General features: G+C 66.5%; 7 protein-coding genes. 2 read left to right on the top strand and 5 right to left on the bottom strand.

The window, feature by feature from the left end:
* Window positions 1-7: 7 nt before the first annotated feature.
* The 3 genes from fucP to Q0P60_RS11265 form a co-directional block, all read right to left on the bottom strand.
* Window positions 8-1,321, bottom strand: a complete 1,314-nt coding sequence (gene fucP / locus Q0P60_RS11275) for an L-fucose:H+ symporter permease (RefSeq protein ID WP_294992935.1) — start codon at window positions 1,319-1,321, stop codon at window positions 8-10.
* A 60-nt stretch (window positions 1,322-1,381) separates the two neighbouring features.
* Complete coding sequence (locus Q0P60_RS11270) at window positions 1,382-2,431, bottom strand: LacI family DNA-binding transcriptional regulator (protein ID WP_294992931.1); 1,050 nt, start codon at window positions 2,429-2,431, stop codon at window positions 1,382-1,384.
* 96 nt (window positions 2,432-2,527) lie between these two features.
* Window positions 2,528-4,993, bottom strand: coding sequence for a GH92 family glycosyl hydrolase (locus Q0P60_RS11265; protein ID WP_294992927.1), 2,466 nt, complete (start codon window positions 4,991-4,993; stop codon window positions 2,528-2,530).
* A 965-nt stretch (window positions 4,994-5,958) separates the two neighbouring features.
* Here Q0P60_RS11265 and Q0P60_RS11260 point away from each other — a divergent pair.
* Both Q0P60_RS11260 and Q0P60_RS11255 read left to right on the top strand, forming a co-directional pair.
* Window positions 5,959-9,036: a TonB-dependent receptor gene (locus Q0P60_RS11260; RefSeq protein ID WP_294992924.1), complete on the top strand. Its 3,078-nt coding sequence runs from the start codon at window positions 5,959-5,961 to the stop codon at window positions 9,034-9,036.
* A gap of 185 nt (window positions 9,037-9,221) precedes the next feature.
* Entirely contained in the window at window positions 9,222-9,416 is a 195-nt protein-coding gene (locus Q0P60_RS11255; RefSeq protein WP_294992920.1) for a heavy-metal-associated domain-containing protein, read from the top strand.
* A 79-nt stretch (window positions 9,417-9,495) separates the two neighbouring features.
* Here the strand turns inward: Q0P60_RS11255 and cueR are convergent, their stop codons facing one another.
* A complete protein-coding gene (gene cueR, locus Q0P60_RS11250; RefSeq protein ID WP_294992916.1) occupies window positions 9,496-9,951 on the bottom strand; it encodes a Cu(I)-responsive transcriptional regulator in 456 nt (151 codons plus the stop codon).
* Between the two features lie 13 nt (window positions 9,952-9,964).
* Window positions 9,965-12,457 carry a heavy metal translocating P-type ATPase gene (locus Q0P60_RS11245; protein WP_294992912.1) on the bottom strand — a complete coding sequence of 831 codons (2,493 nt, stop codon included), beginning with the start codon at window positions 12,455-12,457 and terminating at the stop codon, window positions 9,965-9,967.
* Between the last annotated feature and the right edge of the window lie 79 nt (window positions 12,458-12,536).

Below are 12,536 nucleotides of genomic sequence, written 5' to 3'. Positions count from 1 at the left end.
TCCGGACTCAGCCTCCCTGCGTTGCGGAGGCCGGCGTACGCGCGCCGACCAGTCCGTAGAAAATGATGTAGCCGTAGCACAGCAACGGCAGGATGAAGCTGGCCTGCACGCCGATATGGTCGGCCAGCACGCCCTGCAGGTACGGCACCACCGCGCCGCCGACGATGGCCATGATCAGCAGGCTGGAACCCTTGTTGGTCAGCGGGCCGAGGCGCTCGATGCTCAGCGCGAAGATGGTCGGGAACATGATCGAGTTGAACAGGCCGATGGCCACCACCGAGTACAGCGCGACGTTGCCCGCGCTCATCATGGTCAGCGTCAGCAGCCCGACATTGACCAGCGCGAAGATCGCCAGCAGCCGGCTGGGCGAGAAGCGTGCCAGCAGTGCCGAACCGGCAAAGCGGCCGATCATCGCCATCGTCCAGTAGGCCGACACGTAGTGCGTGGCTTCCTGTTCGCTGAAGCCGCCGATGTTCGGCATCGACAGGTAGTTGACCAGGAAGCTGCCAATCGATACTTCGGCGCCCACGTAGAAGAAGATGCCCAGCACGCCCAGCAGCAGATGGCGCTTGCGCAGTGCATCCAGGTAGCTGTGGTGATGGCCCTGGTCGGCCTGTTCGGTGGCATCGCTCAGCGCCGGCAGGCGGAACAGGAACACGAACAGCGCCAGCAGTACCAGCGCCACCGCCAGGCCCACGTACGGGCCCTGCACGGCCTGTGCTTCGGCGGCACGGTAGGCCAGCTGCTCGGCCGCCGGCAGTGCCGCGATGTCGTCAGCGCTCTTGACCGTATTGGACAGGATCAGCATGCCGCCGAAGATCGGCGCAATGGCCGTACCGAGCGAGTTCAGCGCCTGCGCCAGGGTCAGGCGGCTGGAACTGGTCTGCTCCGGACCCAGCAGCGCGACATAGGGGTTGGCCGCGACCTGCAGCACGGTGATGCCGGTGGCCAGCACGAACAGTGCGCCGAGGAAGGCGCCGTACACGCGCAACTCGGCCGCCGGCCAGAAGCCCAGCGCGCCGATGCCGGCGATCACCAGGCCGGCCACGATGCCCTTCTTGTAACCCAGTGCGGCGACCAGGCGCCCCGCCGGCAACGACATCAGGAAATAGGTGCCGAAGAAGGTGAACTGCACCAGCATCGCCTTGGCGTAGTTCAGTTCGAACACTGCCTTCAGGTGCGGGATGAGGATGTCATTGAGGCAGGTCAGGAAGCCCCACATGAAGAAGATCGTGGTGACGACAGCCAGCGCCTTGCCGTTGGTGACGGCGGGTGCGTTGCCCGAAGAACCCGATGGACGGGGCGTTGCGGAGATCGGCATGCGGTACGCGCCTCGATGCGCGGAAGGTCGTTGTTGCGTGGAAGGGGTATCGGCAGGGAATCAGTTCGGCCGTGCGGCACTGCTTTCGCGGATGCGCAGCTGCACCGGCGCGACCGTGCGCCGTGGCGGCGCATCCGGATCGTCCAGCCGCTGCAGCAGCAGCGCCGCCGCCTGGCGACCGCGCTCGCGTGGGTCTGCGGTAAGCGTGGTCAACGGCGGCACCGCCACCGCCGCCTCGGAGATGTCGTCGAAGCCGGTGACCGCGAAGTCACCGCCGGGACGGATCCCGCGCGAGTTCAGGCCGAGCATCAGGCCCAGCGCGACGGTGTCGTTGTAGCAGACCGCCGCGCTCGGCCGCTGGCCGTCGGCAAACAGCTCATCGGTGCGCGCGGCCGCCTCCAGGCGGTTCGGCGCCGACTCGATCATCCCACCCGCCGGCAGCGCCAGCCCGGCCTCGGCCAGCGCCTGCTGGAAACCGGCACGGCGCTGATGGCACGAACTGGATGCGGCGTGGCCGCCGAAGAAGGCGATCTGGCGATGGCCGCGCTCGATCAGGTGACGCGTGGCCAGGTAGGCGCCGTGCTGGTTGTCCAGGGTCAGGAAGTCCCAGTCGGCCCCGTCCAGTTCCCGGTTGAACAGCAGCACGTTGGCATTGGCACCCAGCGCCTGCCGCAGCTGTGCGGTGTCGCTGCCTTCGGCCGGCGACAGGATCAACCCGGCCGGGGTGTGCTCCATCAGCGTGGACAACACGGCCTGCTGGCGCTCGGGCGATTCGCCGGTGCTGCCCAGCAGGGTCACGTAGCCGCGCCCGCCCAGCGCCTCGTCCACGCCCGAGGCAAACTCGGCGAAGAACGGGTTGGACAGGTCGTTGATCACCAGCGCGATGCTGGACGAGGTGCGGCGGCGCAGGTTGGCCGCCGCACGGTTGTAGACGTAGCGCTGCCGGCGCAGCTCGGCCTCGACCTTGGCGCGGGTATCGACATTGACCAGCGGGCTGCCACGCAGCACCAGCGACACGGTTGCCCGTGACACGCCGATGGCACGTGCGATGTCGGTCACCGTCACCGCCTTGCCGGCGCGCTTGCTGGGACTGCTGCCGTTGTCGTTCATCGTCTTCCCGGACTCCGCTGGAAGCTCAAGCCTAATGGATCAGGGCCTTGTCGTGCCGTGCCGTTCGCTGGGTCACCGCGAACGGCACAGTCCGGCTCAGCGCAGCTGGCTACCCGGTGCCGCGCACCAGGACACCGGCAGGTCCTTCACCGCCGTGCCCCAGCCCTGCTCCGGCGCCTTGGCATCGAGCGCGAAGTGCAGGCGCGGGCCCTGCTGCAGGCGGTTCCAGTCCAACCACACCGGCGCGTGCGCCTGGCCGTCGACCTGCACCCCCTGCACGTACTGCAGGCGGCGGCCATCGGCCCCCGGCGCGTCGATGCGCAGGGTGCGGCCATTGCCCATGTCCACTTCCACCTTGCTGAAGCGCGGGGTGTGCAGCAGGAACTGGCCGCTGCCCGGCACCGCCGGGTACACGCCGATCGCACTGAACAGGTACCAGGCCGACATCGTGCCGAGGTCATCGTTGCCGGTCACCCCGTTCGGCGCATTGGTGAACAGCTGCTGCGCGGCACGCACCACCGCTGCGGTCTTCCACGGCTGGCCGATCAGCGTGTACAGCCACGGCGAGTGCAGGTCCGGCTCGTTGTTCGGGTTGTAGCGGAACTGGTTGTAGTAGCTGTACGGCCCAACCACCCACTCCTTGCGGGCGGCATTGAGCGGATCGGCCTGCAGCGCGTCCATCGCGAAGAACGCATCGAGGCGACGGCCGGCCTGTTCGCGGCCATCCATCGCTTCGACCAGGCCCGGCACGTCCTGCTGCGCCAGCCACTGGTACTGCCACGCCGTACCTTCATGGAAACCATGGTGCGAGCGCGGGCTGTAATGGCCATCGGCCGGCGTGTACCACTGGCCGTCCTCGGTACGCGGGCGCGGGAAACCGGTGAAGCCGGTCTCGGCGTCGCGCACCTGTGGGTCCCACACCTTGCGCCAGTTGCGGCCGCGCTCGCGCAGCGTCGCCGCGTCCTGCGCGTGACCCAGGCCATCGGCCATCTGCGAAAGCGCACAGTCGGCCAGCGCATATTCCAGCGTTGCCGAACCGCCGTGATGCGGGTCGACATCCATGCCCTTGGACGGGAATGCGCGGTCGTAGACCACATAGCCCTTTTCCAGGTAGGTCGGGTTGCCGGAACGGCCGGCCATCCGCGAGTTCAGCGGCGGCGTACCGAACGCATTGCGGCGCAGCGCATCCCACGCCTGCGATTCACGCCCCTTGAGCGCACCGAAGCGCCACAGGTCGACCATGAACGGCGTGACCGGATCGCCGGTCATGATGTTGGTCTCGAAATTGGCGTAGCCCCAGCGCGGCAGCCAACCGCCCTGCTCGTCGATGGCCAGCAGGGTGCGGCCGATGTCACGCGCCACGTCCGGGCGGGTCAACGCCAGCCACTGGTTCTGCGCGCGGTAGGTATCCCACAGCGAGAAGTACTCGTAATAGGTCCAGCCATCGGCACGGTGGATGCCATCGTCGTAGCCGCGGTAGCGGCCATCGGCATCGCTGCCGGTCATCGGCTGCAGCAGGGCGTGATAGACCGCGCTGTAGAACACGGTGCGATCGTCGGCGTTGCCGCCCTGCACGCGCACCCGGCCCAGCTGCTCGCGCCACGCCTGCTGGGACAGCGCGCGCATGCGATCAAAGCCGAGCAGCGCCCCACCCTGCATGCCTTCCGCGCGCAGGTTGCTGCGCGCACCTTCGGCATCGACATGCGAGATCGCGCTGACCGCGGTCACCGACTGGCCCTTGGCCAGGTCGAAACTGAGCCAGGCGCCATTCGGCTTCTGCTCGCCTTCCATGCTGTGGCGTGCGCCCGGAAGCCCGCCGCCCTCGCCCCAGGTGCCATGCGCCTTGAACGGGCGGTCGAACTCGATGCGGAACCAGGTGGTGTATTGGTGGCCGCCGCAGAAGCTCTTGGTCACCAGCTTGCCTTCCACGACACGGTCGCCGACCACATCGACCACGCTGCCGATGACCGAATGGCGCTCGTTGGCCTGGCCGACGTTGACCAGCACGTGGCCCTCACCCTGGCGCTGGCTGAAGGTGTAGCGCTCGGCCGCGGCGCGGGTACGCGCGGTGGCCTCGGCATCAATGCCACCGTAGCTGGTCAGCCGCACCTTGTAATAGCCGGCCTGGCCGATCTCGCCGTCATGGCTGTACGCGGCGGCATAGGCCTTGTGGTTGAAGTGCTTGGCGTCAGCGGTATCGAAATCGCCGCCGGGGCCGATCGAACCGGTCACCGGCAGCACCAACACCTGGCCGCCCTGCTCCCAGCATCCGGCACCGGACAGGAACGAGTGGCCGAACCCGCGGATCTTTTCATCGTCATAGCGCCAGCCCGAATAGTGGCTGCCGATCGGGCTGACCTGGATCAGGCCGAACGGCGCCGACGCACCCGGGAAGGTGTTGCCGTCGTCCTTGCTGCCGATGAAGGTGTTGACCTCGCGTTCCAGCGCTGCCGGTGCCGCCTGCAGCAGCATCGGCAGCGCCGACAGCGCAAGCAGGCAGGCCAGGCGCGCCAGCCGGCGCGGAGATGATGGGACGGCGGGAGCGGACGGCACTGGACGCATGTCGGGTTCCTGTAGTCGATGACGCGGAGGCAGGCGCTGGGGCCGTCCGGCGGCGTTCCACCGAGCCCCGCCTTCGACCGGCAGACAGCTCCCCCTGGAATGACAACCGACCCCTGCACCGCTTATTTAGATCGATTCAAGTAGAGCATGCAGCTTTGGCTGAATGCATTCTGCGGCGCAGCATGAGAGGGGTGTTCGGCAGGGCTGCGCCCTGCACCCGCCGAAGCCGAAGCCGAAGCAACAGCTGACTATCCGTGGGCAGGCGGGGTGGGTCCGGTTGCGGGAGACGCCGTAAACCCGTCCATGGGGGCTTGGCCGCGGCATCCATGCCGCGGACACTCCCGCAACCGGACCCACCCCGCCTTCGACAGTTTCTCGCGATCTGCGGTAGATCCACGCCATGCGTGGATGAATCTCTGACGGATAACGAAATCAATCGGGGTCAGATCCGTTTTCCAACGGAAAGCGGATTCGACCACATACCGTCCGCCACGCCTTCCCCAGGACAATCCAACCGTCACCGGGAAACTGTCGAAGGCGGAGCGGTGTCGGATTGCGGTGTGTCCTGCCAGCCCACACCGCCCCGCCCAACCCACAGAAAACCAGAGCCGCTTTGGCTTTGGCTTCGGCAGGTGCAGGGCGCAGCCCTGCCCGCCCCCCCCTCCTGCGCACGAAAACGTTTTCACTGATTTCAGCAAAACGTCATCCCTTCGCCACGCCAGTACCATATTGCGAAGCAACATGCGCCCACGGGCGCCCCGTGCTAAAAAACGCCCGCCCATCGCTTAGATCGATCCAAGACGACATTGCGATGGCCGGGAGTTGGGGAAGCAGAGACAGGACGTACCAGGCCACGCGCACGGTGCTGCTGCCAATGCATGGCGATAGCGACAATGTCACTTCAAATTAGATCGATTCAAGTTGTCCGTGCCACGTCACCGGATCAATCCAGGAGAGAGGGAGAGATGGGAATGAAGCATTCAACACGTACGCGCGGCCACGACGCATTGTCGCTGGCCATCGCGCTGGCTCTGGCCGCCGCCGTTGTTCCGGCCGGCGCCGCCGCGCAGCAGGCCACCCCCACCGGCTCGCAGGAGGCCACCAACCTGGACAGCGTCCAGGTCACCGGCTACCGCTACGCGATCGAAAAGAGCCTGTCACAGAAGCGCGACGCCAACGCCGTGGTCGAAGTGATCACCGCCGAAGACGTCGGCAAGTTCCCCGACAAGAACGTGGCCGACGCGTTGCAGCGTGTGCCCGGCGTGGTCATCACCCGCAGCGGTGGTGAAGGCAAGAGCGTCAGCGTGCGTGGCCTTGCCCCGGACCTGACCCTGACCCAGTTGAACGGCAATTACGTCGCCACCTCGGAAACCAACGACGAAGCGACCCGTTCGTTCAACTACACCCTGCTGCCGTCGAACATGCTGTCCAGCGCCGAGCTGTTCAAGTCGCCGGAAGCACGCATCGACGAAGGCGGCATCGGCGGTACGGTCATTCTGCACACCCGTCGCCCGCTGGACATGGAATCCAATTCGGGCTTCGTCACCCTCGAGGGTACGTCCTCCGACACCCACCACGATATCGACCCGCAGGCGTCGGCGCTGTACTCGTGGCACAGCAAGGACGAGCGTTTCGGCGTGCTGGTCGGCGTGACCCAGCAGAAGCGCACCACCCGCACCATGGAAGCCAGCACCGAGGACTACCAGTGGTATGGCGCCGGCAAGGCGCGCGACGCCTATGGCAACGTGCAGGCACAGGATGGCATCCACTACTGGTGGGGCAAGTCTGGCTTCAACAACCAGACCGGCGGCAACTACAGCGACTTCTTCATGCCGACCTCGGTCAACTTCGCGGTGAAGGAAGAAAAGCGCGAGCGCAAGGGCGGCCAGCTGACGTTCCAGTTCAAGCCGGTCGACAACGTCACCATGACGGCCAACTACTTCCGCTTCGAGCTGCAGGGTGATTACACCCAGAACATGCTGAAGATTCCGGAATGGAGCATGGCCCGCTTCAACGGCGATGGAAACTGGGCCGGCGGCCGCCTGCTCAACGGCCTGGATTTCGATCCCAGCGGCAACACCGTCACCGGTGCCCAGTTCGAAAAGCTGGCCGGAAAGACCTACTACTGCAGCGAAGACCAGGCCAAGGCCGCCGGTCTCCAGCCCGGTGGCTGGGGCCCGGACGACTGCACGGTTCCGACGCCGCAGCTGACCGGTGGCTACAGCAAGGAAAAGGCGCTGTCGCAGACGGCCGACCTGACCATCGACTGGGACATCAGCCCGCTGTGGAAGGCCTCGTTCACCGGTGGCCGTACCTGGTCTGAAGGCGGACCGTCGATGAACTTCCGCATGTCGGCCAAGCCGCGCCGCAAGGTCGGCAACGACTATCTGGCGGGGAATCTGTACAGCGCCTGGGACCTGACCGGCACGCCCTCGGCCACCTTCTCGCCCGACCTGCAGCAGCAGCTGATGAACGGCATCGCCGAAGTGGACACCGGCTCGACCGATTCGTCCTGGAAGCGCACCGAGGTCAAGCAGAACTATTTCCAGGCCGACGTCACCAAGCTGTTCGAATCAGGCTGGCTGGACTCGATCCAGTTCGGTGCCAAGTACCGTGACGGCAAGGTCCACCGCAACACCGGCAACACCTACTGGGTGTGCCCGGGCCGCGATCCGGCCGACTATGACAACAGCCGTTACCAGAGTGGCTGCGACCCGACCGCGGGCAACGCGCAACCCGGCTTCTTCCTGTCCAATCCGATCAGCAACATCGCCGGCGGTTTCAACGCGAACGTGTTCCCGGGCATCAACTACCCGGCCTACATCGACTACCTGAACAAGACCTACGGCGGTTCGCACAACCGTACCGAGGAAGACTTCGTCTACAACGTCAACGAGAAGATCTACTCGGGCTACTTCCAGGCCAATTTCCGTACCGAACGCCTGCGCGGCAATGTCGGCGTGCGCGTGGTGCGCACCAAGCAGTTCGCACAGTCCTCCGACTCGATCGAGAAGTTCAACGACTACTTCCTGGACAATGCGTCCGGCGCACCGATGGCGTGCACCGACCCTGCAGCCGCGGCCTACCCGACCTACAGCTGCGAGAGCGGCTTCGTGCGCCTGCCCCACGACCTGGCGCAGAGCAAGACCTACGACCTGATCGGCGTCGACCGCACCTATACCGACGTGCTTCCGAGCTTCAACATCGCCTGGGACATCACCGATACCCTGGTGCTGCGCGGCGCCGCGTCGAAGGTGATCGCCCGTCCCGGCTACACCGACATCGCTGCACCGGGCGCGCTGACCTACTACAGCGAGGAGTACGTGAATGATCGCCGGGTTGCCGGCGGCGCATCGACCGCAGGTTGGGTCGGCCAGGGCAGCAACAAGCAGCTGGAGCCGTTCAAGGCCACCCAGTTCGACCTCGGCCTGGAATGGTACTTCCAGCCGGGCGCGGTCGCCGGTGTCGGCCTGTTCCGCAAGAACGTGGACAACTTCACCCTGCCGGTCGTGCGTGACACGCCGATGGTCATCGGTGGCGAAGCGGTGAACGTACAGCGCTACGAAACCCAGGCCAACGGCCGTGATGGCGTGTCGCAGGGTGTGGAGCTGTATGGCCAGTACACCTTCGATTTCGGTGTTGGCGTGCAGGCCAACTACACCTACAACGACACCAACCTGGCTTCGATCGTGCTGGACGGCCAGGAAATCGGTTCGTCGCCGCTGGTCGGCAGCGCCAAGAACCAGGCCAACGTGACGGTCTTCTACGAGAACGAGAAGTTCCTCGCGCGCGCTTCGTTCAACCGCCGCGGGCAGGTGGTCGGCGGGCTCAACAACGGCCTCACCATCTATACCGAGCCGTATGACCAGTTGGACCTGAACGTGGCCTACAACCTGACCCCGGACTGGACCCTGACCGCCTCGGTGATCAATGCCACCAAGTCCGAGCAGCGCGTGCACCTGGGCAGCGACACCAAGGCCCGCCTGATCTCCAATACCTACGCAGGCCGCCAGCTGTACTTCGGCGCCACCTGGAAGTTCTAAGGCAGCACGGATTGCCCCGCTCCGGCGGGGACGTTCCTCCACGGCAGCCACGCTGGTACAGGTGGCTGCCGTTTTCATCGATGCCGGCTGATCGGCGCTTGCCGGTCGTTCAGCCCGGTGCTTGACCCTGCCATCGTTGCAAGGTGCACACTGGCACTACCCCAAGAGCATCGAAGGAGCTACAGATGGAATTCCATGTCGACGGCATGACCTGCGGTGGCTGTGCGCGCAGCGTGACGCGTGCGATCCAGCAGGTCGACCCGAACGCCAGCGTGGTCGCCGATCCGCCGAGCGGGCTGGTCAAGGTGCAGACCACCGCGTCGCAGGAGCAGGTCTTCGCCGCGGTCAATGATGCCGGCTTCCCGCCGCGTACCGCCTGACCCCTGCCCGGCCCGCACAACACACGACCCGCCCGGCGCTGCCACGCCCGGCGGGTTTTTTCATGCCGGCCTCAGCCGCTCACGGGACATGGCTGCGCCGCCGCACCGCGCCGGTCTTCGGCGCCGGGTCCAGCTCCAGCAGTCCGTCATCCTCGCCCAGCCGCTGCAGGATCGGACATTCCGGACGCTCATCGCCCGCACAGCAGCTGATCAATGACTTCAGCGTGTCGGCCATCTGCCGCATGCTTTCGATGCGCTGTTCCAGGTCGACGATGTGCTGCTCGGCCAGGCGCTTGACGTCGGCACTGTGCCGCGACGTATCGTTCCACAGGCCCAGCAGGTCGGTGATTTCGGCCACCTGGAAGCCGAGGTCGCGCGCGCGGCGGATGAAGCGCAGGCGGTGGATGTCGGCCTGCGAGTACGCCCGGTAGCCCGACTCGGTGCGATCCGCCGCAGGGATCAGGCCGATCTGCTCGTAGTAGCGGATCATCTTCGCCGAAACGCTGGACGCCTTGGCGGCTTGACCGATGTTCATGTGATGCTCTCCTTCAACGGGTTGCTGCCGGGGCATCCACCATTGGCGGCTGGAAGCGGCGCAGGCGCAGCGCGTTGCCCAGCACGAACACGCTGGACAGCGCCATCGCACCGGCGGCGAACACCGGCGACAGCAGCACGCCCCAGACCGGGTACAGCACGCCGGCGGCCACCGGGATCAACGCCGTGTTGTAGGCGAAGGCCCAGAACAGGTTCTGCCGGATGTTGCCCAGCGTTGCCTTCGACAGCGCGATCGCGTTCGGCACGCCCTGCAGGCTGCCCGACATCAGCACCACGTCGGCCGACTCCACCGCGATATCGGTACCGGTACCGATCGCCAGGCCGACATCCGCCTCCGCCAGCGCCGGGGCATCATTGATGCCGTCGCCGACAAAGGCGACGTGGCCGTACGTGGCCTTCAGCCGACGCACCGCCTCGACCTTGCCTTCGGGCAGCACTTCGGCCACCACGTCATCGATACCCAGCTGGCGCGCGATCGCCTGCGCGGTTCCGGCGTTGTCACCGGTGATCATCGCCACTTTCAGGCCAAGCTGGTGCAGTGCTGCGATCGCTGCAGGGGTGCTCGGCTCGATGGGATCGGACACCGCGATGATCGCGGCCAGGCGGCCATCAATCGCGGCATACAGTGGCGACTTGCCCTGCGTGCCCAGTTGCGCCGCCCCTGCAGCGAATGCGGTGATGTCCACGCCCAGCTCGCGCATGAAACGATCGGCACCGACCTCCACCCGCATGCCCGCCACGCTGGCACGCACGCCCATGCCGGTGACCGATTCGAAATCGGCCAACGCCGGCAAGGCGAGGCCCTGCTCCGTGGCCGCATCGACAATCGCGCGCGCGATCGGATGCTCGGAGCGCGCCTCCACCGCGGCCACCGCGGCCAGCACCGTGCTGCGATCGAAGCCGTCGGCAATCTGCAGATCGGTCAGGCGCGGGCGGCCCTCGGTCAGCGTGCCGGTCTTGTCCACCGCCACCACCTGCGCATCCTTCAGCAGCTGCAGCGCTTCGCCCTTGCGGAACAGCACGCCCATCTCAGCGCCACGCCCGGTACCGACCATGATCGACGTAGGCGTCGCCAGCCCCATCGCGCACGGGCAGGCGATGATCAGTACCGCCACGGCATTGACCAGCGCGAAACCCAGCGCCGGCGACGGACCGAAGATCAGCCAGACCACGAAGGTCGCCAGCGCCGCCAGCATCACCGCCGGCACGAACCACAGCGTGACCTTGTCGACCACTGCCTGGATCGGCAGCTTCGAGCCCTGCGCCTGCTCGACCATGCGGATGATCTGCGCCAGCAGGGTCTGTGCCCCCACCGCGGTGGCACGCACGGTCAGCGCGCCCTTCTGGTTCACGGTGCCGCCGACCACGCTGCTGCCCGGCTGCTTCTCGACCGGGATCGGTTCGCCGCTGATCATCGACTCGTCGATGTAGCTGCGGCCTTCAACCACTTCGCCATCGACCGGCACGCGCTCGCCTGGGCGTATCTCCAGCACCTCGCCGCCCAGCACCTCGTTGACCGGAACATCGATGCTGCGGCCGTCACGGATCACGTGCGCGACCTTGGCCTGCAGGTTGACCAGGCGCTTGATCGCTTCGGAGGTGCGGCCCTTGGCGCGTGCCTCGAGGAAGCGACCGAGCAGGATCAGCGCGACGATCACTGCGGCCGCTTCGTAGTAGACATTCACCGTACCGGCCGGCAGCAGCCGCGGCAGGAAGGTCGCCACCACCGAATAGCCGAATGCCGCCGCGGTGCCCACCGCTACCAGCGAGTTCATGTCCGGCGCACGCCGCAGCAACGCCGGGATGCCCTTCTGGTAGAAGCGGCGGCCCGGGATTGCCAGCACCAGTGCGGTCAGCACGAACTGCAGGTACCAGCTGGCCTGCATGCCGATCGTCGACATCACCCAGTGGTGCATGCCGGGAACCAGGTGCGAGCCCATTTCCAGCACGAACACCGGTAGCGCCAGCGCAGCCGCCAGGATCAGATCGCGCTTCAGTTCCGCACGCTCGGCATCCTTCCTGTCCGCCGCCTCGTCGGTGGACGGCACGCCGGCCTCGATCACGCGTGCGTCATAGCCGGCCTTGTCGATCGCCGCGACCAGCGCCGCCACGTCCGCCACGCCGCGCACGGTGGCGCGCTCGGTGGCCAGGTTCACGCTGGCCTGGCTGACGCCGGCAACCGCCAACAGCGCGCGTTCGACGCGACCGACACAGGAGGCGCAGGTCATGCCCTGCACCGCCAGTTCGATGGTCGCGGCCGGCACGTCGTAGCCCACCCGTTCCACCGCCTGGACCAGTGCCGCACGGTCAACCGGACCGGAGGTACGGATCTCGGCACGTTCAGTGGCCAGGTTCACCGCAACACTGTCCACGCCTTCGACCTTGGACAGGGCCGCTTCGACCCGGCCGACGCAGCTGGCGCAGGTCATGCCCTCGATGGGCAGGCTGAGGGTGGCGGGGACGGCAATGGCGCGGGGCGTATTCATGATCGGATTCCCGGGGATTCCTTCTGGATGCGGACAGGCTAAACCTTGCCATCGTGGGAAGGTCAAATCCAGCCTGTCC

Source organism: uncultured Stenotrophomonas sp. (assembly GCF_945952405.1).
In the GTDB taxonomy this organism is placed as follows: domain Bacteria; phylum Pseudomonadota; class Gammaproteobacteria; order Xanthomonadales; family Xanthomonadaceae; genus Stenotrophomonas.
This window is presented reverse-complemented; position numbering and strand designations above follow the sequence as displayed.

What these genes read in the sequence shown, in the direction of transcription:
- fucP (WP_294992935.1), bottom strand. Translation starts at nt 1,321, where the DNA reads ATGCCGATCTCCGCAACGCCCCGTCCATCGGGTTCTTCGGGCAACGCA.
- Q0P60_RS11270 (WP_294992931.1), bottom strand. Translation starts at nt 2,431, where the DNA reads ATGAACGACAACGGCAGCAGTCCCAGCAAGCGCGCCGGCAAGGCGGTG.
- Q0P60_RS11265 (WP_294992927.1), bottom strand. Translation starts at nt 4,993, where the DNA reads ATGCGTCCAGTGCCGTCCGCTCCCGCCGTCCCATCATCTCCGCGCCGG.
- Q0P60_RS11260 (WP_294992924.1), top strand. Translation starts at nt 5,959, where the DNA reads ATGGGAATGAAGCATTCAACACGTACGCGCGGCCACGACGCATTGTCG.
- Q0P60_RS11255 (WP_294992920.1), top strand. Translation starts at nt 9,222, where the DNA reads ATGGAATTCCATGTCGACGGCATGACCTGCGGTGGCTGTGCGCGCAGC.
- cueR (WP_294992916.1), bottom strand. Translation starts at nt 9,951, where the DNA reads ATGAACATCGGTCAAGCCGCCAAGGCGTCCAGCGTTTCGGCGAAGATG.
- Q0P60_RS11245 (WP_294992912.1), bottom strand. Translation starts at nt 12,457, where the DNA reads ATGAATACGCCCCGCGCCATTGCCGTCCCCGCCACCCTCAGCCTGCCC.